The organism is Streptomyces sp. NPDC045955 (assembly GCF_056430805.1).
The window spans coordinates 270,499-293,328 of the sequence record NZ_JBWKKY010000005.1 but is presented as its reverse complement, the minus strand read 5'-3'; the positions used below and the strand labels follow the sequence as shown (position 1 = coordinate 293,328).

The following is a 22,830-nucleotide window of genomic DNA, read 5'->3' as shown; positions in this document are numbered from 1 at the left end:
TGATGAGGGGCGGGTGCTCCCCTGCGGCACCCGCCCCTCACCTGTGCCCCGCCCCACTGCCGGCGCGGGGCCTCTTCTCGCCGGCGCCACGCTCACTGCCCGACGGACAGCGCCCAACGGACTCCGGAGCCGGCGGTCACCTGAAGCACGGCGTCTTCGCGCGCCTTCTTCAGGGCGATCTGGTTGTAGGTGCTGCTTACCTCACCGTCGACACACTCCAGGGGGAAGTCCAGGCCCACGGGCCGCAGTTCCACCTTCAGTGTGCCCTCGCCCTGGCAGTTCACGGCGATGGACACCGGGCCGCTCCGCACCCCGCCGTCCAACGGCACGGTCCGGTTCCCGCGTGCGTCCTTCACCGACGTGATCAGCTCGCCGTCGACGACCTTGGGCGCTTCGGTCACGGTCTCGCCCTCGATGTGCTCGGCCCGGTCCGTGGGCTTGGAGGACTCCTCGGAGGGCGTGCTCTTGTGAGGTGTGGCCGCGGGCGTGGTCTCCTGCCCGGAGCCGTCCTGGGTACAGGCGCCGCTCACCGCCATCGCAAGGGCGACCACCGCGAGGACGGCGGCCCGGCGAGGAGTTCGCGAACTCAGCTCTCCCACAAGTACCAGCCCACCTTCATCGGCGAATAGCTGGTGACCGTCTTCTTCGGCGAGGTCCGGCAGTTGCTGTAGATGGTGTAGCTGACGCCGGTGTTCTTGAGCCGGTACACGCCGTACTTGGCGTTCGTCGTCCTCTTCGCGGGGGTGCTGACGCTGATCTTGTTGCCGAGCTTGGCCGTCAGCGAGGCCGACAGGTTGACGTCGTACTTCCCCTCGATCTTGGCGAGCATCGCCTTGACGCTGACTGTGAGACCACCCGTGACACTGACGCCGACCGTGCCGGTCACCTCGGAGGTGAAAGTCGACTTGGCGGTGCGGGGGGTGCCGTTGTAGTTGGACTGAGTCGCCCCGACGCCCTTGTGGTACTGCTTGCCCTTGGTCTGCGGGGTGTAGACGTTCGTGGTGCCGCCACAGTGCTCCGCGTCGGGCTTGTCGACGGGAGGCTTGCCCGGCAGCGGCACCTCAGGTTCCGTCACCGGCTCCTGATCCACCTGCCCCTCGGGCACATCGACGACTTCCTCCTCCGGCTCCGTCGGCGGCTCCGTACCGATGACGATCTCGTCGGTGGCCGGGTCCGTCCCGTCCGCGTGGGCGGTCGCCGGCCCGACGGCGGCCAGTGTGGTGGCTGCGGCGACCGTCACGGCGATCTGAGTGGCCTTGCGCCAGGCGGATCTGTGCGAGCGCTGAGACATGCGTGAACTACTCCGGGGTTGGGGGACGGTGAGAGCCGGAGACGAAGCGAAACCGTGTTCGCTTTCCGGCGCCTTCGACACTAGGCCCGCCGAGCGGGCTCCGGAGCCCCCGTCGCCTGGCACACGGGGGCCATGGCACAGGGATGCCAACGCTCCGCATCCCAGGGGTTCGTACGCCTGATCGGGTAGCGTCAGCCCACTGACCTGACCAGTCAACGACCTTGCCCAGAGGGGAACCGTGCTGGAGACCATCGGCATCGACACCGCCGCCCACGACGTCTACCGTGCCCTGCTGCTCCATCCGTCCTGGACGCTGAAGGACATCTCCCAGGACACCGGCCTCACCGACGACGAGGTCCGCTCGGCCCTCGATCGGCTCGCCCAACTGTCCCTGCTGCATGAAGCCGCCGATCATCAGTTCGTTCCCGTCAGCCCCGATGTCGCCCTCTCCCCCCTGCTGCTGCGCAAGGAGGCCGAACTGGACGAGCGGCGTGCGCGGCTTTCCCAGGAACGAGCCGCACTGGCCGCTCTCACCTCCGAGTACGCCGCCTGCGCCACGGGCCGCACCGACAGTGGGGTGGAGAGACTCGAAGGAGTCGAGGCCGTGCGGGTGCGGCTGATGGAACTGGCACACCGGGCCCACTCCGAGGTACTCACCTTCGTGCCCGGCGGGGCGCTCAGCGCCGCGGCTCTCCAGGCCGGCAGGCCGCTCGACGAGCAGCACCTCGCTCGCGGGGTCCGGATGCGGACCGTCTATCTGGACAGCGTCCGCAACGACTCGGCAACCGTCGAGTACGCCACGTGGCTCGCCTCCGTCGGCGGTGAGACCCGCACCGCGCCGACGCTGCCCATGCGCATGATCCTCTGCGACCACGAGGCGGCCGTGATCCCCATAGACGCCGACGACAGCAAGAAGGGCGCCCTGCTGATCCGCTACCCCAGCATGGTGCGCGCGTTGGAGGAACTGTTCGATCTGGTGTGGGAGAGTGCGCGGCCGCTCGGCACCACGCCACAGGACGTTTCCGAGAGCGTCCCGACCGACCGGGAGGCGGCCCTGCTCAGGATGCTCGCTGCAGGGCTGACCGATGAGGGAATCGCCCGCAAGATGGGGGTCTCGCTGCGCACGGTCCGCCGCAACACCGCCGACCTGCAGAGGCGTCTTGGGGTGCAGAGCCGGTTTCAGGCAGGCGCCGAGGCCGTCCGGCGCGGCTGGATGTGACCTGCCGGGGCCGGCCTCATGACGTCGCCCGCGCTGGCCGCTCTCTGCCATGACCGGGGGCTGACAGATTCCGGGTGGCCGCCCGGCTGTGTCTCGTTCCTAAGGTCGGACGGGTGTACGCAGTCAAGGTCCTTCTCCGGCCCTCGCCCTGGCCCGCCGCTCCCGAGATTCCCGGCCTGCCCGTGGTGATGCCCGGTGACCGCGAGCTCAGTGAACTCGCCGAACAGCGCCGCACCGACCCGCAACCGGGCATCGTCCATGTGGCGCTGGCCCATTGGGGGGCACGCCTGGTCGGCATGACCTTCGTCGAGGCCACGGATCTCGACGAGGCCCTGTTCCTGGCCCGGCACGCCTGGGACCGGTGGCTGAGGCGGCCCGGGGTGTTGCCCGACTGGGTGATGGAGGGCTGTGAGGCCGACCGCTACCTCAACGCGCGCCGCCGGGAACCTCCCCCGCCGCGTGGCATGACGGTGCCAAGTCCCCCTGAGGCCAGCGAGACCTGCTGACACCGGCAGCCGCACTCTGCATGATCGTGCTCAGACAAACGCGCTGCGCCACACGAAGCAAGGAAGACAGAGGCACAGATGAGACACATCACCGGGCGAGCCGTCCGACTGGCTGTGGGCACCGCGGCGGCCATCGCCGCTGTGGGACTGCCCCTTGTATCCGGAAGCGTTCACGCAGCCGCTTCCGAGCCGGCCACGGGAGCATCCGTCGTCCAGGCCGGGGAGGCGGTGGGCGCCGACGCCAACGGAACCGAGGAGCCGGTCGAGCTCACGTTGCCGAAGCCGAAGGATCCCGGCGACGGCAAGGGCAGCTGGGTGTGGGACAAGGAGAAGCCGTAAGGGTCTGCTTCCCGGTCGCGGGAGAGGGGGGAAGGGGCAGGGCCTCGGAGTTCCCGCGACGGGGAACAGGTGGGGGCGGGCGTCCGTACGGGCGCCCGCCCTTCTCACTGAGCCCGCCGGCAGGGGATCGTGCGGGACTGCGGCAGGGCGGCGGTGATCCACGCCCGGTCGCGGGCGATCTCCTTCTCTCCCGTGGTCCACAGATCCGGCTCGCCCTGCCCTCGTGTGATGCCGACGAGGACGTGGTCGCCGGGACGCGGCCGGGGGGCGATGTCCTCGGCCAGGGCGAAGACGACCTGGTCCCACACCTCGGCAGGCTTGTAGGAGCGGTCCACGTCCAGCGTGACGCGGTCCTGCCCGGTGCCGGAGGCAGGCTCGACCTCGGCGACGGTGCCCTCGACGACCAGCCGGGCACAGGCGAGGTAACCGGCGTGGCCGAGCTTGCCGCTCTCGTGGCCGTGCTGCCGCTCGGCGGCGCTGTCGGCGGCGGAGTTGGCCCCGTTGTCGGCACCCGCCCCCGTACCGCTCTGCGCGACGAGCCAGCCCATCGCTATGACCGCGCCAGCCGCCGCGGCGGCGGCGAGGCCGCGCAGGGCCACGGTCAGCGGCCGGGGGCGGCCGCGCCGCGGCCCAGCGCCCGCCGCACCCACCGCCCGAGCCGCCCCGCGCCACCGGCGCAGGTACGGCAGCGAGGTCACAGCCGGGCCGGTACCGGCGCCCGGCCGCGGGGACGGCTCGGCGTCCAGCGCCAGCCGGTCTCCGATCAGCCCCAGCTGTTCCCGCAGCAACGCCACATCGGCCTCAGCCGCACTGTGGGCCGCCATGAAGCCGGCGTCCCGCCGGACGTCCTCCGGCAGGGGGTCTCCGACGAGCACCGCCATCAGCGGATCCGTGTGGTCGGTGTGGTCCATGCCTTCGGACACGCCACCGGCGCCACCACGGTCGTCATCGTTCCGGGCGGTCATGTCACACCACCTCGTCCTCGTGCAGGCGGACACGCAGGGCCCGCACCGCCGTGTGCAGCCGGCTCTTGACCGTGCCCTCCGGGACGCCGAGCTGCTCGGCGATGGACCGGACCGGCAGGTCGGCGTAGAAGCGCAGGACGACGACCTGCCGCTGGGCGTCGGGCAGCTCGTCCAGGCCCTGGGCGACGGCGACGGACAGCACACTGCTGTCCTCGCCGGACGGGTGGGCCGACTGGCGCAGGGCGGCCAGCCGCTCCCCGAGCCGCTCCTGGCGGCGCTTGGCCCGGTGCCAGTCCATGGCGAGGTTGGAGGCGACGACCGCCGCCCACGCCGAGACGTCCCGCGGCGCCTCCCGGCCGCTCGCCGCCCGCTCCAGCAGCCGCAGGCGGACCTGCTGTACCCCGTCCGGCAGGTCCGCCTGCGGCACACCGCCCAGCGCCAGCACCGCCCGCACCCGGCGCTCCTGCGCCGCATCCAGCGGATCAGCCGCCTCCAGCCGGTCAACCACCTCCAGCCGATCAACCACCTCCGGCGGTTCAGCCGCAGCCGGAGCACGGGCAGCGCTCCGGCCGACCGCTACCGGAGCATCAGCCGCTCTCCGCCCATCAGCGGTCCTCAGCCCATCAGCGGCCGTCTGCCCATCAGCCGCAGCCGGCGGACCGTCGCCGGCATCGGGCCGCGGTGCCTCCCGGGCGCGCCGGGCCCTTCCGCGCAGCAGCACAAGCCACCCCCCTCACCGTGTTTCTCCTACGACGCCGGCACCGCCCGGAACGTTCGGTCCCTTTCCGGTCTCCTGCGGAGAGACAGAGGTATACGTCACACTTCCGTGTGGCCGAGACCGACATGGGCAGGCGAGCTTGCGGCGCACGACCCCCGCCGGACGAATTCCTCCAGCTCAGCGGGGTCGACACCGCAGGTCCGCAACTATGGGACGGGACGAGCCGTCCCACTCTCCGGGCAGACCGGGGAAAGAAGTGGACAGGTGGGCCTTGGTCGGCCGCATGATGGAAAAGCCTCGGCCAAGCAACGAGCACGTGAAGAGACGCAGGAGAGGGAGTCACCGTGAGGGTCGGAATCGTCGGAGCCACCGGACAGGTGGGCACGGTCATGCGCAGGATCCTCACGGAACGGAACTTCCCGGTCACGGAGCTGCGCCTGTTCGCCTCGGCCCGCTCGGCTGGCACGCAGCTGGACGGGGTGACGGTGGAGGACGCGGCGACCGCGGACTACACCGGCCTGGACATCGTGCTGTTCTCCGCGGGCGGTGCCACGTCCAAGGCGCTGGCCGAGAAGGTCGCCTCCCAGGGCGCCGTCGTGATCGACAACTCCTCCGCGTGGCGCAAGCACCCGGAGGTCCCGCTGGTCGTCTCCGAGGTCAACCCGCACGCGATCGCGAACCGCCCCAAGGGCATCATCGCCAACCCGAACTGCACGACGATGGCAGCGATGCCGGTCCTGCGCCCGCTGCACGCGGAGGCCGGCCTGGAAGCCCTGGTCGTGGCCACGTACCAGGCGGTCTCCGGCTCCGGCCTCGCAGGCGTCGCCGAGCTGCACGGCCAGACGCAGAAGGTCGTCGCCGAAGCGGACAAGCTGACGCACGACGGCGCGGCGGTCGACTTCCCCGAGCCGGGCGTCTACAAGCGGCCCATCGCCTTCAACGTGCTGCCGCTCGCGGGCAACATCGTCGACGACGGTCTGAACGAGACCGACGAGGAGCAGAAGCTCCGCAACGAGTCCCGCAAGATCCTGGAGATCCCCGAGCTGAAGGTCTCCGGCACCTGCGTGCGCGTCCCGGTCTTCTCCGGCCACTCGCTGCAGATCAACGCCCGCTTCGCCCGCCCGATCTCCCCGGAGCGCGCGACGGAGCTGCTGACGGACGCCCCGGGCGTCGAGCTCTCGGACATCCCCACCCCCCTCCAGGCCGCCGGCAACGACCCGTCCTACGTCGGCCGCATCCGCCGCGACGAGACGGTGGACAACGGCCTGGCCCTCTTCGTCTCCAACGACAACCTCCGCAAGGGCGCGGCCCTCAACGCGGTCCAGATCGCGGAACTGGTGGCGGCCGAGCTGAAGGGCTAGCCCCCGCGCACCTCACAGCCCCTGCGCACCTCGTAGAGGAAACACCCGTACTCGACGGCCCGGACGTGGACGAGCGCCACGGCCGGGTCGTCGAACGCTTCCCTGAAGGCCCGCTCGAAGGCATCCGGCTCCTCGACCAGCCGACCGCCCAGGATGTGCCCCTCGGCGGAGTAGCGGCGGACCGTGCGGTGGGCGTTGGTGAAGGGCAGGGCGGCATCGGCGTCCGGTCCCGGACAGTCGTCGGCGTGGATGAAGACCGGGCCCATCTCGTCGTACGCGCCGGGGTCGACGCCCTGTTCCGCCGCCCAGCGGCGCAGCGGGGCGTACGACACCAGGGCGATGCGCGCGCCGGGCTCGCTGCGGCCCAGGCAGCAGCGGAGGGGTGCCCCGCCCTCGGCGTCGGTGAAGGGGGCCGGGGGACGGCCCGCGTCGTCCGTCGCGCGCAGGTTCTTCAGGGTGTGCGGGTCGATGGGGCGTGCCGTGTACGTCGTCGTCATGGTCATCAGACTTGCTCGCCCGGGCCCTCCGGACCGGCGGGATCCGGACGTCGTATTGCCCTGTCCCGGGCAGCCCGGCCCGTACTGCGCCGACGGGGCCGGGAGCGCCAGGCCGCCGCCCACGCAGAGCCGCGCGGCCGAGCCGGGCGGGTCGGCCGCACGGCCCCCAGGTGAACGCGCCCAGCGCGATCCTCGCGTTGAATCCTGCTTCCCGTAGGGGAGCCGGACCTAGTGCCGGGCCCGGTCTTCTGCGAGCGGCCCCAGACGGTCCCGGTCGGCCGGGACCGCCCGTTCGCGCCGCTCGCGCAGGTGACCGCGGCTCGGGTGGCGGCGGCTCCGTTGGTCAGGGCAGTCCCCGGTCCCCGCCCACCGGCGGACCGCCCACGCCCCGTCCGCCGTGCCTGGCCCGGCGGTGACCACCCTCCAACAGGGCCCGCCCCAGGTCGCCACCGGCCGTGCCGCCGTGCCGCCGTGCCGCCGTGGTGAGTGTGAGTGAGTGCCGGTACTGCCGACGAGGGGACGCAGACGGCTTCGGAGTCAGGGGAACGGAAGTTTGCCTGTCGAATGTGTGACCTTTGCAGGTGGGGCTCGTTGGATGCGATGACGGATCTTCGACACCGGGCCGGGGGGACGGGGTGGGCGGGCTGCGGAAGGTGGCGGCGCCGTTTGTGGTGCCCGGCCCTTCGGGGGTGGCGATCCGGGCCCGGCTGCGGGTCTCGGACACGGACGCGGCCGTATTGGCCGAGGTCGGTACGTTCCTGGGAGCGCTGGCGTCCCGGGATCTCGCAGCACGCTCACGGCAGGGTCTGGCTCACGATGCCACCGCGTGGGCTGCTCGTAAGCGGGAGTTGACCGGGTCCTCGTCGGCGCGGTGGGCAGGCAGCATCACAAAGGCCACCCATGACCAGTAGGCGCTGGCCCGGCGCGGCCAGATGGCGGAGATGGCCTGGCTGCGAAGGCAGATCACGCGGATCGAGGCCCGGCTGGCCCGCCCGCTGGGCGCCAAGGCGCACAAACGCGAAGGACTGGTACGCGGGTACGGCTCGCGGGCGGAGTGGCACGCCAAGTCCCGCCGCCGGCACACGCTGAAGGACCGGCTCGCCGGTCTGGAGGCGGACTGGGCGGCGGGCCGGGTGCACGTGGTGCGGGGCGGCAAGCAACTCGCTCATCTGCGTCACCGCCTGGGCCAGGCCGGGCTGGAGGAGGCGGCCTGGCGGGATCGGTGGCGGGCGGCGCGGATGTTCCTGGCCGCCGACGGGGAGTCCGGCAAACGCTTCGGAACGAGACCATCCGCATCACCGACAGCGGGCAGGTCTCGATCAGGCTGCCCGCCGCCCTGGCCCATCGGGCCAACGCCCCGCACTGCCGCTACGTCCTCGACGTCACCGTGGTGTTCAGGCACCGGGGCGAGGAATGGGCGGACCGGATCAGCGCGAACCGGGCGGTGGCCTACCGCATCCACCACGACCCGGTCCGCCGCCGCTGGTACATCACCGCCTCCTGGCAGCGCGCGGCTGTCCCGGTCCTGCCGATCGGCGCGGCCCTGGCCCGGGGGGTGGTGGCAGTGGACATGAACGACGACCACCTCGCCGCCTGGCACCTCGACGTCCACGGCAATCCCGTCGGCGAACCGCAGCGCTTCTTCTACGACCTGTCCGGCACCACCGCGCACCGGGACGCCCAGATCCGCCATGCGCTGACCCGGCTGCTGCACCACACCCGCCGCCGCGCAGCCGAGGCGATCGCGATCGAGGACCTGGACTTCACCGACGGAGCCAGCCGGGAGCAGCACGGCCGTAACAAGCGGTTCCGGCGTCTGGTCTCCCGCTTCCCCACCGCGAAGCTGAAGGCGCGGCTGGCGTCGATGGCTGCCGAGCAGAACATCGCGATCGTCGCGGTCGATCGGGCGTACACCTCCCGGTGGGGTGCCCAGCACTGGCAGCAGCCCCTCACCACACCCAACCGTGACACCACTCGCCACGACGCGGCTGCCGTGGCGATCGGACGGCGCGCCCTTGGGTATCCGATCCGGCGACGGACGGCACCGTCCCGTAACGACCAGAGCGATCGTTACGGGCATCGGACGGTCCAGGCCCGACCGGAGACCCGACGGCGCGAGGAAACCCGCCCCCGCCTACCCGGACCACGATCCCGAGTCGTGCTGCCCGGACGCGGAGCGAAAGCGGGCGACCAGCGTGCCCAACACCGTTCGGAGCACGCGGCTGAGCATGAGCCCTGGCAACAGGACTCACCCCCGCTCAGTCTTTAGGAACGGTACCCCCAGGAGAAACCCAGGTCGTCGCCTGATGCGAGGCTGCCGTGGAAAGATGGCGCAACCCACCCATACCGAGGAGATGACCGCGTGCCTGGCACAAACCTGACCCGCGAAGAGGCGCAGCAGCGGGCGAAGCTGCTCGCCGTTGACTCGTACGAGATCGAACTCGACCTCTCCGGCGCGCAGGAGGGCGGCACCTACCGGTCCGCGACCACGGTGCGCTTCGACGTCGCGGAGAACGGGGCGGAGTCGTTCATCGACCTGGTGGCCCCGGCCGTGCACGAGGTGATCCTCAACGGGGACTCCCTCGACCCCGCCGAGGTCTTCGCGGACTCCCGGATCGCCCTGCGCGGCCTGCTGGAGGGCCGCAACATCCTCCGGGTGGTCGCCGACTGCGCGTACACCAACACCGGTGAGGGCCTGCACCGTTTCGTCGACCCGGTCGACGACCAGGCCTACCTCTACACCCAGTTCGAAGTGCCGGACGCCCGCCGGGTGTTCGCGAGCTTCGAGCAGCCGGACCTCAAGGCGACCTTCCAGTTCACCGTGAAGGCGCCGGAGGGCTGGACCGTCATCTCCAACTCGCCCACGCCCGAACCGCAGGACAGCGTCTGGGTCTTCGAGCCGACGCCGCGCATCTCGACGTACATCACGGCGCTCATCGTCGGCCCGTACCACTCGGTGCACAGCGTCTACGAGAAGGACGGCCAGTCCGTCCCGCTCGGCATCTACTGCCGTCCCTCGCTCGCCGAGTACCTGGACTCGGACGCCATCTTCGAGGTGACCCGGCAGGGCTTCGAGTGGTTCCAGGAGAAGTTCGACTACGCGTACCCGTTCAAGAAGTACGACCAGCTGTTCGTGCCGGAGTTCAACGCGGGCGCGATGGAGAACGCGGGCGCGGTGACCATCCGCGACCAGTACGTGTTCCGGTCGAAGGTGACGGACGCGGCGTACGAGGTGCGCGGGGAGACCATCCTGCACGAGCTGGCCCACATGTGGTTCGGCGACCTCGTGACCATGGAGTGGTGGAACGACCTGTGGCTGAACGAGTCGTTCGCCACGTACACCTCCATCGCCTGCCAGGCGCACGCGCCCGGGAGCCGGTGGCCGCACGCGTGGACCACCTTCGCCAACTCCATGAAGACGTGGGCCTACCGGCAGGACCAGCTGCCGTCCACGCATCCGATCATGGCCGAGATCCGGGACCTGGACGACGTCCTGGTCAACTTCGACGGCATCACGTACGCCAAGGGCGCCAGCGTCCTGAAGCAGCTCGTCGCCTACGTCGGCATGGACGAGTTCTTCCGGGGCGTGCAGGCCTACTTCAAGCGCCACGCCTACGGCAACACGCGCCTGTCCGACCTGCTGGGCGCCCTGGAGGAGACCTCCGGCCGGGATCTGAAGACGTGGTCGCAGAAGTGGCTCCAGGCGGCCGGGATCAACATCCTGCGCCCGGAGATCGAGACGGACGCGGAGGGTGTCGTCACGTCCTTCGCCATCCGCCAGGAGGCCCCGGCCCTGCCCGCCGGCGCCAAGGGCGAGCCGACGCTGCGCCCGCACCGGATCGCCGTCGGCCTGTACGAACTGGACGACGCCAGCGGCAAGCTGGTCCGCGAGGAGCGGATCGAGCTGGACGTGGACGGCGAGCTGACCGCCGTACCGCAGCTGGCCGGCAAGCGCCGCCCGGCCGTGATCCTGCTCAACGACGACGACCTGTCGTACGCGAAGGTCCGCCTGGACGAGCAGTCCCTGGCCTTCGTGACGGAACACCTCGGCGACTTCGAGTCCTCCCTGCCGCGCGCCCTGTGCTGGGCGTCGGCCTGGGACATGACCCGCGACGCCGAGCTGGCCGCCCGCGACTACCTCTCGCTGGTGCTGTCCGGCATCGGCAAGGAGTCCGACATCGGCGTCGTGCAGTCGCTGCACCGCCAGGTGAAGCTGGCGGTCGACCTGTACGCCGACCCGGCCGCCCGCGAGGCGCTGCTGGCCCGTTGGACCGACGCGACGCTGGCCCATCTGCGGGCGGCGGCGCCGGGCAGCGACCACCAGCTGGCGTGGGCGCGCGCGTTCGCCGCGACGGCCCGCACGCCCGAGCAGCTGGACCTGCTGGACGCGCTGCTGGAGGGCTCGCAGACGATCGAGGGCCTGGTCGTCGACACGGAGCTGCGCTGGTCGTTCGTCCAGCGGCTCGCGGCGGTGGGCCGGTTCGACGAGACGGAGATCGCGGGCGAGTACGACCGTGACCGTACGGCCGCCGGTGAGCGTCACGCCGCCACGGCCCGGGCGGCCCGTCCGACCCCGGAGGCCAAGGCGGAGGCGTGGGCGTCGGTCGTCGACTCCGACAAGCTGCCGAACGCCGTGCAGGAGGCGGTCATCGCGGGCTTCGTCCAGACCGACCAGCGTGAGCTGCTCGCCCCGTACGCGGACCGCTACTTCGAGGTGGTCAAGGACATCTGGGAGTCCCGCTCCCACGAGATGGCCCAGCAGATCGCGGTCGGCCTCTACCCGACGGTCCAGGTCTCCCAGGAGACCCTGGACAAGACGGACGCCTGGCTGGCCTCCGCCGAGCCGAACGCGGCCCTGCGGCGGCTGGTGTCGGAGTCGCGCGCGGGCGTGGAGCGCGCGCTGCGGGCACAGCGGGCGGACGCGGCGGCGGAGTAGCCGTTGGCTCATCACGGCTGTGGGGGCGCCCGGCACTGTGCCGGGCGCCCCTTCCTTTTTCGGAGGCTGATGAGAAGTCAGAGGCTAATGGCCGATTCAGGGACTGATGAGAAGTCAGAGGCAGATGGCGCGTCAGAGGCTGATGAAGGGCGAGTGCTCGATGAGCAGGAGCCCACGCAGGTACGAGCGGATGCGCGCCAGGCCTCGGAGTCGCGTCGGTACGGGTGCGGGCATGGTTCCCCCAGGAGTAAGGTACGTCTCATGGCGTACCTGAGGGAAGGTACGTCACGAGGCGTACCTTGTCGAGAGGTGGAGTGATGGGGTCGAGCGAGCTGCCGCACCCGCGCGCCGATGACCTGGAGGTGGGGCCGGTCCTGCTGGCGCTCGCCGACGACAACCGGCGCCGGGTCGTGGCCGAACTCGCCGCACGGCCGGACGAGGAGCGGCTGTGCGCCTCCTTCGAGCTGCCGGTGAGCAAGTCCAGCCGCACCCATCACTGGCGAGTGCTGCGGGAGGCCGGCCTGGTGTATCAGCGCGACGCCGGCAACCGGCTGTACATGCGCCTGCGCAAGGACGACCTGGACCGCAGGTTCCCCGGCCTGATCCAGGCCGTCATCGCCGCGGACCAGGGCCCGCGCTGACGTATCCCTCGGGCCTGGTGTCGCGCCGGGAAGCAGCAGGCCGTGGCGCCCGGCCGAAGGCGAGGAGGCTCGGGGCCGCCGCCTTCCGCCGCGGGCCGAGCTGTCCCGCCACCGTCGCCCCGAACGCCAGCGCCATGCCCGCCAACTGCACCGGCGTCAGCGCCTGGCCGAGCGCCGCCCAGCCGACGACGGCCGCGGTCAGCGGGGAGAGCGGGCCGAGGAAGGTCACCTGGGTGGCGGTGAGACGGCCGATGCCGCGGAACCACAGCCAGTAAGCGATCGCCGTGTTCGCGACGGCGAGATAGAGGTAGCCGCCGATCGCCCGGCCGTCCAGCGCCGGCGGCGCGCCCTCGACGAGGAAGGCGAGGGGCGCGATCAGCAGGCCGCCCGCGGTCAGCTGCCAGCCGGCGAGGGCCAGCGGGCCGACACCTTCGGGGCGCCCCCACCGCTTGATGAGCACGGTGCCGGTGGACATGGACGCGGTGGAGGCGAGGGCCGCCAGCACGCCCAGCACGTCCAGCGCCCCGGCCGCCTCGAACACGACCAGGCTGACACCGAACGCGGCCGCGACCCCCGTGAGCAGCGTGCGCGGCGTCGGCCGCTGCCCCAGCAGCAACGCCGCGAGGCCGACCACGAACAGCGGGCCGACGGAGCCGACGACCGCCGCCATACCGCCGGGCAGCCGGTACGCGGCGAGGAACAGCAGCGGGAAGAAGGCGCCGATGTTCAGCGCGCCCAGCACCACCGACTTCCACCACCAGGCACCGCGCGGCAGCACCCGGGCGAGGGCGAGCAGCAGCAGACCGGCCGGCAGGGCGCGCAGGAGGCCGGTGAACAAAGGGCGGTCGGCCGGGAGGAACTCGGTGGCGACAGCGTAGGTCGTGCCCCAGGAGATGGGGGCGAGGGCCGTGAGGGTGATGAGAGCCGGGCGGGAGGTGGCCATGAGAGCACCCTTCAAGTAGGTCGATGGAAAGTAGCTTAGCTCTAAGCAACTTTCCGTCAAGCTACTTTCTTGCGGGTGACCCGGAAGGGCCGGATACTCGTGCCATGAGCGAACGCCCCGAGCAGCACAGGGACCCCGTCGACGCGATCATCGACCAGTGGGCGAGGGTGCGGCCCGACCTCGACACCGCCGCCATGGAGGTCTTCGGCCGCATCTACCGGCTCTCGCGCGCGATGGGCGACCGGACGGAGAAGGCGTACGCGCAGTTCGGGATCGGCCGCGGGGAGTTCGACGTCCTCGCGACACTGCGCCGCGCCGGTGAGCCCTACACGCTCTCGCCCCGCCAGCTCTCCGCGACGCTGATGCTCACGACCGGGGGCATGACGGGGCGCCTGGACAAGCTGGAGCGCGCGGGCCTGCTGCGCCGCTCCCCCGATCCGCACGACCGGCGCGGCCTGCACGTCACCCTCACCGACAAGGGTCTGGAGCTGATCGACGAGGCGGTCGGCGCCGGACTCGCCGTCCAGACGGAGGCACTGTCCGGCCTCGACGCCGAGCAGGCCGGACAGCTGGCGGAACTGCTCAGGGAGCTGCTCCGGACGACGGAGGGCCGGCAGGACTGAGCCGGCGCCCGCCCACGCCGCGTAGCCGTGGGGCCGCACCGGCACGGTCGTACGGCGGTCGCTCGCCCAGCAGGGAGCCGCGAGGAGCAGGACGGCGGTAGCCGATGCCGGTGACCTGGCCGAGCGCCTCGGCGGGGGTCGTGCATGCCCAAGTCGCGGCCGAGGGCGCCGCCCCGGTCGCCGTACGGCCGCATGCGCGGCGTGCGTACGACGGGGACGGCGCCCTCGGAAAAGGTGCGCGGCGGACTCGAAACGAGCCCTGGTCAGACCTTCGCGTCGGCCTCGGTGCCGGTCTTGGTCGTGATGTTGGAGCTGGTCGGGTCCTTCTTCTTGTGCGACTTGTCCCCGACCATCACCAGACCGGCGATGACCAGGTACAGCACGATCGGGGCCACGACGAAGAGGCCCAGCGTCTCGATGACGCTCAGGCCCGGGCCGGGGTCGTCACCGTCGTCGCGCGTGAGCGCGGAGGCGGGCGACGACATGAGCAGCATCATCAGCGTCGTACCGGCGGCCAGGGCGCCGGCGCGCAGGGCGTTCTTCTTGTCCACGGTGCCAAAAGTATCCAACGCCGGTCGGGGCCGCGCGGCCGGGGTGCCGTAAGAGGCGCTGTATGAGGTGCCGCGAGAGCCGTCCTCAGGCGCCCGACCCGTCGGCCGGCTGCCGCAGTACCTCGATGAGGGCGTGCAGCCGGGGCGAGGCGGCCAGATCCTCCAGGGTCACGGGGCGTCCCTCCGCGTCCGCGATCGGCAGCCGCCAGTTCGGGTACTGGTCCCACGTCCCCGGGAGGTTCTGCGGGCGGCGGTCGCCCACCCCGTCCGGGAGCCAGACGCCGACCATGCGGGCCGGGGTGCGCAGCAGGAAGCGGTGGACGGCCTGGATCTCGGCCTCCTCCGAGGAGGTGTCGGTGCCTCCGGTGCCGTCCAGCAGGCCGAGCTCGGTGAGGAGGGCCAGCCACTCGGCGGTGTCGGAGGCGGCCTCGGCGCGCTCCTCCTCCAGGGGGCGGGTCAGCAGGCCCAGGCTGTCGCGGAGTTCGACGTGCTCGCCGGTGAGGCGGGCGGCCGTGGAGGGCAGGTCGTGGGTGGTGGCGGTGGCCAGGCAGTCGGCGCGCCAGCGGTCGGGGGGCAGGGGGCGGCCGTCGCCCTCCCAGTCGCGTTCGAACCACAGCACGGACGTGCCGAGCACTCCGCGCTCGCGCAGCGCCTCGCGCACGCCCGGTTCGACGGTGCCCAGGTCCTCGCCGATGACCAGCGCCCCGGCCCGGGAGGCCTCCAGGACGAGGACGGCGAGCATGGCCTCGGCGTCGTAGCGGACGTAGGTGCCCTCGGTCGGGGGCCGGCCCTGCGGCACCCACCACAGGCGGAACAGGCCCATGACGTGGTCGATGCGCAGGGCTCCGGCGTAGCGGAACAGGGCGCGCAGCAGCTCGCGGAAGGGGGCGTAGCCCGACTCGGCCAGGCGGTCGGGGCGCCAGGGCGGCAGGCCCCAGTCCTGGCCGCGGGCGTTGAAGGCGTCCGGCGGGGCGCCCACCGACATGCCGGCGGCGAAGTACTCCTGCTGGGCCCAGGCGTCGGCGCCGCCGGGATGGACGCCGACCGCGAGGTCGTGCACGATCCCGACCGGCATCCCGGCCTCGCGTCCGGCGCGCTGCGCGGCGGTCAGCTGGCTGTCGGTGAGCCAGGCGAGCCGGGACCAGAAGTCCACCCGGTCCATCAGGCCGTTGCGGGCCCGGGCGGTCTCGGACGAGCGCGGGTCGCGCAGGCCGGTCGGCCAGCGGTGCCAGTCCGAGCCGTGCACCTCGGCGAGCGCGCACCAGGTGGCGTGGTCCTCCAGGGCCTGGCCCTGCTCGGCGAGGAAGTCGCAGTAGGCGGCGCGTCTGCCGGGGCCGAGCGGCACCTCGCACAGCAACTCGAGCGCCTCCCGCTTGAGCTCCCACACGGCGTCCCGGTCGATCAGGGCGCCCTGCTCCAGCACGGCTTCGCGCAGCCGGCCGGAGCGCTCCAGCAGCGCGCGCAGCCGCTCGCGGTCCTCGACGTACGCGGATTCGGGGACATCCTCGATGCGCAGGTGCACCGGGTCGGGGAAGCGGCGGGAGGAGGGCCGGTACGGGGAGGGGTCGGTGGGGGCGCCGGGCACGGCCGCGTGCAGCGGATTGACCTGGACGAATCCGGCGCCGAGCGACCGCCCGGCCCAGCCGGCCAGCTCGCCGAGGTCGCCCAGGTCGCCCATGCCCCAGGAACGGCGGGACAGCAGGGAGTAGAGCTGGACGAGGAGTCCGTAGGAGCGTCCGGTGGGGGTGGGCAGCCGGGCCGGGGCGATGACCAGGTGGGCGGTGGCCGTGCGGCCGTCGGGGACGGTGGCGGTCAGCCGGTGGACCCCGGGCGGGAGGTGCTCGGCCGAGGCGCGGGTCTCGCCCTGCTCGGTCTCGATGAGCAGCCGGCTTCCGTCGGGGAGCGCGGCCAGGGCGGCCGGGGGGCCGGCGCCCCAGCCGACCACCGTGGGCGGCAGCAGCCTGATGCCCTGGTCCCGCTCCCGGGCGGCGAGCGCGGCGCGGACGGCGCCGGGCGTGCTCGCGTCCACGCCGAGAGCGGCCAGGGTCAGGGTGACCGCGGCGGCCGAAGCCGCGACCGTACGGTCCGGGGACGGGCTGTACGAGGTGGCGACGCCGTGCAGTTCGGCGAGGCGGGACAGGTCCTCGGAAGGCGGTTCGGCCGGCCGTTCGGTCATCTACGACCTCGAGAAGTCCGGGACGAAGGTGAAGGCGGAGGGTTCGCTGGTGAGGGGGGCTGATTCGGCGAGCGGCGGCTCGCTGGTGAGGGGCTCGGCGTCGGGCAGCGGCGTCTCGCTGGTCAGCGGGGGCTCGGCGCAGGTGTTCTCGGAGCTGAAGACGCAGTAGTGGGGGTCTTCGTAGCGGGGATCGTCATAGTGGGGGTCGAGGTCGGCGGACGTGTCCGCCACGGGTTTGGACGGGTCCGCCACGGGTTTGGACGGGGCCGGGAGCGGAAGGAAAGTCATCGCAGCCACGGGGGGCCTCCTTGTCGGGTACGACATTCAACGGTTATCGCAGCCCTACCCAGTCGGCGCGAAGGCAGACACCCCAGGCCGGACATCGTGCTTCTGCTCACATTCCACTGCCCTCCACTCCTTCCAGATTCCGGCAATCCAGTGATAACGGCCACTCTCGTTGACACCTTCACCGGGCGGGTGGTGGGCTCGTTCTCCCGGTCGAACACACCTGGAGGGGGCCTGTGGGACTGCGGCGTGGGAAGCGGGCGGTGGCTCTCGCCGTCGCCGTCGTCGCCGGAACCCTCGGCTCGGTGCCCGCCGCGGTGGCGGCGCCGCCGGTCCCGGGCACGACCGCGACACCCACCTCGGACACCGCCGGGCCGGACCTCTCCGTCTGGCCGCGCCCCCAGTCCCTGCGCGCGAACGGCGCACCGGTCGCGGTCACCGACGAGGTCGCCCTGATCACCGGCCCGTCGGCGGACAGGTACGCCCTCGAAACCCTGCGCGAGCTGCTGCGGCAGGCCGGAGCCCGTCGCATCACCGACTCCGCCCGGCCCGGGGCGCTGGTCGTGCGGCTGCGCACGGAGCCCGTCCGCCGGGGCGACCGCCACGCCCTCCCGGCCGGGGGGTACGAGCTGTCCGTGGGCGGGGACGGCGTCCTGCTCACCGGCACCGGCAACGACGGCCTGTTCCACGCGGTGCAGACGCTGCGGCAACTCGTGCGTCCCGACGGCACGATCACCGCCGCCGTCGTGCGCGACTGGCCCGGCACCGCCGTGCGCGGCATCACCGAGGGCTTCTACGGCACCGCGTGGACGCACCGGCAGCGGCTGGAGCAGCTCGACTTCATGGGGCGCACCAAGCAGAACCGCTACCTGTACGCGCCGGGGGACGACCTGTACCGGCAGGCGCGCTGGCGTGAGCCGTACCCGGCGGAGCAGCGCGCCGGGTTCCGGGAGCTGGCCGAGCGGGCGCGCCGCAACCACGTCACACTCGGCTGGGCGGTGGCCCCGGGCCAGGCGATGTGCTTCGCGTCGGACGCCGACGTGCGGGCGCTGACCCGCAAGCTCGACGCGATGTGGGCGCTGGGCTTCAGGGCCTTCCAGCTCCAGTTCCAGGATGTCAGCTACAGCGAATGGCACTGCGACGCGGACGCCGACCGGTTCGGGTCCGGCCCGCGGGCGGCCGCGCGGGCGCAGGCCCGGGTGGCGAACGCGGTGGCCCGGCACCTGGCGGAACGGCACGCCGGCGCCGCCGGTCTGTCGCTGATGCCGACCGAGTACTACGAGGACGGCACGACCGACTACCGGCGGGCCCTGGCCGGCACGCTGGACCCGGGTGTCGAGGTGGCGTGGACGGGCGTCGGGGTGGTGCCCCGCACCATCACGGGCGGTGAACTGGCCGACGCCCGGGAGGCGTTCCGGCATCCGCTGGTCACGATGGACAACTACCCGGTCAACGACTACGAGCCCGGCCGTCTCTTCCTCGGCCCCTACCGGGGCCGCGAGCCGGCGGTCGCCACCGGTTCGGCGGCCCTGCTCGCCAACGCGATGCAGCAGCCCGAGGCGTCCCGCATCCCGCTGTTCACCGCCGCCGACTACGCGTGGAACCCGCGCGCCTACCGCCCCGGTGAGTCCTGGCGCGCCGCGATCGCCGACCTGGCGGGCGGGGACCGGCGCCGCGAGGAGGCCCTGACCGCGCTCGCGGGGAACGACGCCTCGTCCGTCCTCGGCGAGGAGGAGCCGGCGTACCTGCGCCCGCTGACCGAGGCGTACTGGCGGGCCCGCACAGCCGGTGGCACCACCAGTGACGGCGCCGCGAGGAGGCTGCGCGAGGCGTTCACGGTGCTGCGCGAGCTGCCCCGGCGGCTCACGGGCACCGCCCTCGCCCCGGAGGTCGCCCCCTGGTCTCGGCAGCTGGCCCGCTACGGCGAGGCGGGCACGGCGGCGCTCGACATGCTGGACGCGCAGCGCGCCGGGGACGCGGCGGCGGCCTGGACGGCGTACCGCAGGCTCGGCGCGCTGCGGGACCGGCTGGAGCCGGCACCGGTCGAGGTCGGCACGGACGTCCTGGACGCCTTCCTGCGGCGGGCGCAGAAGGCGTACGCGGCCTGGTCGGGCATCGACCACGAGCCGCCCCCGAGCCCCGGCGACCCGGGCGACGGCCGTACCCTGCGCTTCCTCGGCCCCCGGTCCCTGACGGCCGTGACGGCGCTCACCGACCCCGGCACCGAGGGGGACGTCGAGGTGCACGTGCCGGGCCGGGGCTGGCGGCGGGCCGGCCGGCTGGCCGCTTCGGGCGCGACCGAGACGCGGGTCGGACAGCGGGTGGACGCCGTACGGGTCACCGGTCCCGCGCCGTCCCGCGTAAGCCACCTGGTGCCGTGGTTCGCGGACTCCCCCGCCACCTCCCTGGAGCTGACGCGGGACCGGGTGGACGCCGAGACCGGCAGGACGCGGCGGCTGACGGCCGGGCTGGGCTCGCTGCGCCCCGCCGACGCCCGCGGCAGGCTCACCGTCGAGGCGCCCGAGGGCGTGCGGGTGAAGGTGCCCGGGACCGAACTGGCCGTGCCGCGCGGCACGAAGGTGGAGGTCCCCGTAGAGGTGACCGTGGAGCGCGGTGCGCCGAAGCGGTCCTACGACATCCGGCTGGGGTTCGCGGGAGCGACCCGCACCCTCACCGTCCGGGCGTTCCCGCCCACCGGCGGACCCGACCTGGCCCGCACCGGCACGGCGCGTTCCTCGGGTGACGAGACGCCCGACTTCCCCGCGTCGGCGGCGAACGACGGCGACCCGGGCACCCGCTGGTCGTCCCCGGCCGACGACGGCGCCTGGTGGCAGGTCGAGCTGCCGCGCCCGGCGCGGCTCGGTCGGGTCGTGCTTCGCTGGCAGGACGCCCACCCCTCGGCGTACCGCGTCCAGGTGTCGCCGGACGGCCGCCGCTGGCGCACGGCGGCGGCGGTACGGGACGGCAGGGGCGGCCGGGAGAGCGTCCGCATGGACGAGCGCGACGTGCGCTTCGTACGGGTGCAGGGCGAGAAGCGGGCCACGCCGTACGGGTACTCGCTGTGGTCGGTGGAGGCGTACGCCGTCACGGATTGAACCCCACCCTTCGGTTCCGGGTGAGAAAGAGGGGCGCCGACTATGTACTCAGTACATATACTGAGTACATAATGATCGGCATGAGCACCCGCCACATCCTGCTGGGCCTGCTCGCCACGGGTCCGAGCCACGGCTACGACCTCAAGCGACGCCACGACGAACGCTTCCCGCAGGCCCGCCCGCTGGCCTACGGGCAGGTCTACACGACCCTCCAGCGCCTCGTCCGGGACGGCCTCGCCGAGATCGAGGGCACCGACTCGGACGGCGGCCCGGAGCGGACGATGTACCGCACCACGGACGAGGGGACGCGCGAACTGTCCCGCTGGGCCGGGGACATCACGCCGCCCGCGCCCTTCGTGGCGAACGAGATCTTCGCCAAGGTAGTCGTCGCGATCCTCTCGGGCGGCGACCCGGCCGCGTATCTGAGCGCCCAGCGTGCCGCCCACATGGAGCGGATGCGGGAGCTCACCGCCCTCAAGGCCGCGAAGGGCGCGGACCTGGCGACCGTGCTCGCGGCGGACTACGCCCTCAACCACCTCGACGCCGACCTCCGCTGGATGAGCACCACGGCGGCCCGGCTCACCACCCTGACCGCGGAGGTCGACGCAGCATGAACAGACCCGTGCCTCTTCTCACGGCCAGTGGCCTCACCAAGGCGCACGGCAGGACGCCCGCCCTGCGCGGGGCGTCGGTCGAGCTGCACGCCGGTGAGATCCTCGCCGTGACCGGCGCGAGCGGCAGCGGGAAGTCGACGCTGCTGCACTGCCTGGCCGGGATCGTCCGACCCGACGAGGGCTCGGTGACGTACGACGGCCGGCGGCTGGCGGACCTGCCCGAGAAGCGGCTGAGCGAGCTGCGGCGGACCGAGTTCGGCGTGGTGTTCCAGTTCGGGCAGCTCATCCCCGAACTGACGGCCCTGGACAACGTCGCCCTGCCGCTGCTGCTGGCCGACACCGGCCGAGCCCGGGCCCGGACTCTGGCCGGTGAGTGGCTGGAGCGGTTCGGCGTACGCGGGCAGCAGGACCTGCGGCCGGGCGAGATGAGCGGCGGCCAGGCCCAGCGGACCGCGTTGGCCCGGGCCCTGGTCACCGGCCCGAGGGTGGTCTTCGCCGACGAGCCGACGGGGGCCCTGGACTCGCTCGCCGGCGAGCAGGTCATGACGGCCCTGGTCACCACGGCCCGCGAGTCGGGCACGGCGGTCCTGCTCATCACCCATGACGCCCAGGTGGCGGCGTACGCGGACCGGGAAGTCCAGCTGCGGGACGGCGCCGTGGCACCGCTGGGGGTGACGGCATGAGGGCTCTGCGCGCCGATCTGCGTCTCGCCTGGGAGCTCACCCGTGGTTCCGACCGCGGGGAGTGGTGGCGGGTGACGCTGACGGCGACGGGCGCCGCGCTCGCGACGGGTTTCGCGCTGGCCGCCGTCGCCCTGGCCTCGCTGCGGGGCAGCTACCGGGTGCCCGTCGCCGCGGGCCTGCTGGACGAGCCCGGTACGCGGTCCGGTGTGATCGTCGGCCTGCTGCTTCTGCTCGTGCCGGTGCTGGGGTTCCTCGGCCAGTGCGCCCGGATCGGCGCCGTGCACCGCGACCGGCGGCTGGCCGGGCTGCGGCTGGCCGGGGCGACGCCCTGGCAGGTGCGGCGGATCGCCGCGCTGGAGACCGGGCTGGCCTGTCTGCTGGGCTCGGCGGTCGCCACCGTCCTGTCGGTCCTGGCCCTGCTGCGCCAGTGGGACCGGCCGCCAGCCCTGGCCTGGGTGGGGATCGCTCTGGTCGCCATCGCCGTACCGGGGCTGGGTGCGACGGCGGGCGCACTGGCGCTGCGCCGGGTCGTGGCCTCCCCGCTCGGCTGGGTGCGCCGGGTCGGGCCGCGCAGCGGACGGGGGCCCGGGCTGCTGTTCCTGGCCGGGGTGCTGCTCGTCGGCGTGCTGGCGCTGCTGACCGTCGGCACGACCTCCCCGGCCGCCTCCAACCGGCCGAACGGCGGGCTGCCGCTGACGATGGCGGGCGTGGTCCTCGCGGTCGGCGCGGGCGCGGTGTGGCTCTCCGGGGCCACCGCGAAGGCGACCGGCCGGATCCTCGCGGCCCGGGCCAGGTCGGCGGCGACGCTGATCGCGGCGGAACGACTGCGCGACGACCCCTGGTCGGCCGCCCGCACGCACGCGGCGGTACTGCTGGTGACGGTCGTGGGCACCGGCTTCCTGGGCATCCGGCAGGTCATGAGCGACGTGCTGCGCACCCAACGCTTCTCCGAACCCGCGTCCTACTACACCACCGGCCTCGACCTCACCGGCGCCGCGATCGCCATCGCCCTCGCGATCACCCTGACCGGCCTCGCCGTCGGCACCGCCGAGTCCCTGGCCACCCGCCGCCGGGGCCTGGCCGCGCAGGCCGCCGCCGGGGTGCCGCGCACGGTGCTCGGCCGGGCCCTGCTGCTGGAGACCGCGCTGCCGCTCGCCCCCGCCGTGCTGCTCTCGGGCCTGGGCGGGACGGCCATCGGCACCTGGTACGCCCTGCTCGCCGGCCGGCCGGTGCCCTGGGCGATCACCCTGGTCCCGGTCGCCGTCTACGCCGCCTGCCTGCTGGCCGCGGCCACCTCACTGCCCCTGCTGCGCCGATCGGTACGCCCGGGGGAGCTGCGGTACGCCTGAGCGCCCCTCCTCATGACGGTCCGGCCCGGGGGAACGGG

The 22,830-nt window shown here is 72.9% G+C and carries 20 protein-coding genes and 1 pseudogene; 12 read left to right on the top strand and 9 right to left on the bottom strand.

The genetic code is table 11. From position 1 onward, the window contains the following. Positions 1-92: 92 nt before the first annotated feature. Both AC07F0_RS12865 and AC07F0_RS12860 read right to left on the bottom strand, forming a co-directional pair. Positions 93-599 carry a hypothetical protein gene (locus AC07F0_RS12865; RefSeq protein WP_478977856.1) on the bottom strand — a complete coding sequence of 169 codons (507 nt, stop codon included), beginning with the start codon at positions 597-599 and terminating at the stop codon, positions 93-95. Next, positions 587-1,291, bottom strand: coding sequence for a hypothetical protein (locus tag AC07F0_RS12860; protein WP_478977853.1), 705 nt, complete (start codon positions 1,289-1,291; stop codon positions 587-589). The genes AC07F0_RS12865 and AC07F0_RS12860 overlap by 13 nt, the downstream gene beginning before the upstream one ends. A gap of 238 nt (positions 1,292-1,529) precedes the next feature. Between AC07F0_RS12860 and AC07F0_RS12855 the strand changes: the two genes are divergently transcribed. From AC07F0_RS12855 to AC07F0_RS12845, 3 genes are all read left to right on the top strand, one after another. Further along, positions 1,530-2,510 (top strand): LuxR C-terminal-related transcriptional regulator, encoded by a 981-nt coding sequence (locus AC07F0_RS12855; RefSeq protein ID WP_478977850.1) that lies wholly within the window; start codon positions 1,530-1,532, stop codon positions 2,508-2,510. Positions 2,511-2,623: 113 nt separating this feature from the next. Further along, complete coding sequence (locus AC07F0_RS12850) at positions 2,624-3,016, top strand: hypothetical protein (protein WP_478977847.1); 393 nt, start codon at positions 2,624-2,626, stop codon at positions 3,014-3,016. Between the two features lie 78 nt (positions 3,017-3,094). After that, positions 3,095-3,355, top strand: coding sequence for a hypothetical protein (locus tag AC07F0_RS12845; RefSeq protein ID WP_478977844.1), 261 nt, complete (start codon positions 3,095-3,097; stop codon positions 3,353-3,355). A gap of 104 nt (positions 3,356-3,459) precedes the next feature. Here the strand turns inward: AC07F0_RS12845 and AC07F0_RS12840 are convergent, their stop codons facing one another. Beyond that, a complete protein-coding gene (locus tag AC07F0_RS12840; protein ID WP_478977841.1) occupies positions 3,460-4,320 on the bottom strand; it encodes a hypothetical protein in 861 nt (286 codons plus the stop codon). A gap of 1 nt (position 4,321) precedes the next feature. Beyond that, positions 4,322-4,846 carry a sigma-70 family RNA polymerase sigma factor gene (locus tag AC07F0_RS12835; protein WP_478977838.1) on the bottom strand — a complete coding sequence of 175 codons (525 nt, stop codon included), beginning with the start codon at positions 4,844-4,846 and terminating at the stop codon, positions 4,322-4,324. 536 nt (positions 4,847-5,382) lie between these two features. Between AC07F0_RS12835 and AC07F0_RS12830 the strand changes: the two genes are divergently transcribed. Beyond that, positions 5,383-6,399 (top strand): aspartate-semialdehyde dehydrogenase, encoded by a 1,017-nt coding sequence (locus AC07F0_RS12830; RefSeq protein ID WP_478977835.1) that lies wholly within the window; start codon positions 5,383-5,385, stop codon positions 6,397-6,399. Here the strand turns inward: AC07F0_RS12830 and AC07F0_RS12825 are convergent. Beyond that, on the bottom strand, positions 6,396-6,896 hold the full coding sequence (locus tag AC07F0_RS12825; protein ID WP_478977832.1) for a DUF1203 domain-containing protein: 501 nt from the start codon (positions 6,894-6,896) through the stop codon (positions 6,396-6,398). The genes AC07F0_RS12830 and AC07F0_RS12825 overlap by 4 nt on opposite strands. A 932-nt stretch (positions 6,897-7,828) precedes the next feature. Between AC07F0_RS12825 and AC07F0_RS12820 the strand changes: the two are divergent. The 3 genes and pseudogenes from AC07F0_RS12820 to AC07F0_RS12810 all read left to right on the top strand — a co-directional run bounded on the left by AC07F0_RS12820 (position 7,829) and on the right by AC07F0_RS12810 (position 12,473). Then, positions 7,829-9,165: pseudogene (locus tag AC07F0_RS12820) on the top strand (nuclease/transposase family protein). A gap of 93 nt (positions 9,166-9,258) precedes the next feature. After that, the gene (gene pepN, locus AC07F0_RS12815) at positions 9,259-11,832 is read left to right on the top strand and encodes an aminopeptidase N (RefSeq protein WP_478977829.1); all 2,574 of its coding nucleotides are present in this window, start codon (positions 9,259-9,261) and stop codon (positions 11,830-11,832) included. 317 nt (positions 11,833-12,149) lie between these two features. Then, positions 12,150-12,473: an ArsR/SmtB family transcription factor gene (locus AC07F0_RS12810; protein ID WP_478977826.1), complete on the top strand. Its 324-nt coding sequence runs from the start codon at positions 12,150-12,152 to the stop codon at positions 12,471-12,473. Here AC07F0_RS12810 and AC07F0_RS12805 read toward each other — a convergent pair. Further along, positions 12,445-13,416 (bottom strand): EamA family transporter, encoded by a 972-nt coding sequence (locus tag AC07F0_RS12805; RefSeq protein WP_478977823.1) that lies wholly within the window; start codon positions 13,414-13,416, stop codon positions 12,445-12,447. The two genes, AC07F0_RS12810 and AC07F0_RS12805, sit on opposite strands and share 29 nt — an antisense overlap. 104 nt (positions 13,417-13,520) lie before the next feature. Here AC07F0_RS12805 and AC07F0_RS12800 point away from each other — a divergent pair, with 104 nt between their 5' ends. Beyond that, positions 13,521-14,039: a MarR family winged helix-turn-helix transcriptional regulator gene (locus tag AC07F0_RS12800; protein WP_478977820.1), complete on the top strand. Its 519-nt coding sequence runs from the start codon at positions 13,521-13,523 to the stop codon at positions 14,037-14,039. Between the two features lie 263 nt (positions 14,040-14,302). Here the strand turns inward: AC07F0_RS12800 and AC07F0_RS12795 are convergent, their stop codons facing one another. From AC07F0_RS12795 to AC07F0_RS12785, 3 genes are all read right to left on the bottom strand, one after another. Then, positions 14,303-14,590: a hypothetical protein gene (locus AC07F0_RS12795; RefSeq protein WP_478977818.1), complete on the bottom strand. Its 288-nt coding sequence runs from the start codon at positions 14,588-14,590 to the stop codon at positions 14,303-14,305. Between the two features lie 85 nt (positions 14,591-14,675). Beyond that, positions 14,676-16,766 (bottom strand): 4-alpha-glucanotransferase, encoded by a 2,091-nt coding sequence (gene malQ / locus AC07F0_RS12790; protein ID WP_478977815.1) that lies wholly within the window; start codon positions 16,764-16,766, stop codon positions 14,676-14,678. Continuing rightward, positions 16,767-17,063, bottom strand: a complete 297-nt coding sequence (locus AC07F0_RS12785) for a hypothetical protein (protein ID WP_478977812.1) — start codon at positions 17,061-17,063, stop codon at positions 16,767-16,769. A gap of 224 nt (positions 17,064-17,287) precedes the next feature. Here AC07F0_RS12785 and AC07F0_RS12780 point away from each other — a divergent pair, with 224 nt between their 5' ends. The 4 genes from AC07F0_RS12780 (at position 17,288) to AC07F0_RS12765 (ending at position 22,792) form a co-directional block, all read left to right on the top strand. Continuing rightward, positions 17,288-20,146: a beta-N-acetylglucosaminidase domain-containing protein gene (locus AC07F0_RS12780; RefSeq protein WP_478977810.1), complete on the top strand. Its 2,859-nt coding sequence runs from the start codon at positions 17,288-17,290 to the stop codon at positions 20,144-20,146. 80 nt (positions 20,147-20,226) lie between these two features. Beyond that, on the top strand, positions 20,227-20,760 hold the full coding sequence (locus AC07F0_RS12775) for a PadR family transcriptional regulator (protein WP_478977807.1): 534 nt from the start codon (positions 20,227-20,229) through the stop codon (positions 20,758-20,760). After that, positions 20,757-21,443, top strand: a complete 687-nt coding sequence (locus tag AC07F0_RS12770) for an ABC transporter ATP-binding protein (protein WP_478977804.1) — start codon at positions 20,757-20,759, stop codon at positions 21,441-21,443. The genes AC07F0_RS12775 and AC07F0_RS12770 overlap by 4 nt, the downstream gene beginning before the upstream one ends. Further along, positions 21,440-22,792 carry an FtsX-like permease family protein gene (locus AC07F0_RS12765; RefSeq protein ID WP_478977801.1) on the top strand — a complete coding sequence of 451 codons (1,353 nt, stop codon included), beginning with the start codon at positions 21,440-21,442 and terminating at the stop codon, positions 22,790-22,792. Before AC07F0_RS12770 ends, AC07F0_RS12765 begins: the two co-directional genes overlap by 4 nt. The last annotated feature ends 38 nt before the right edge of the window (positions 22,793-22,830 follow it).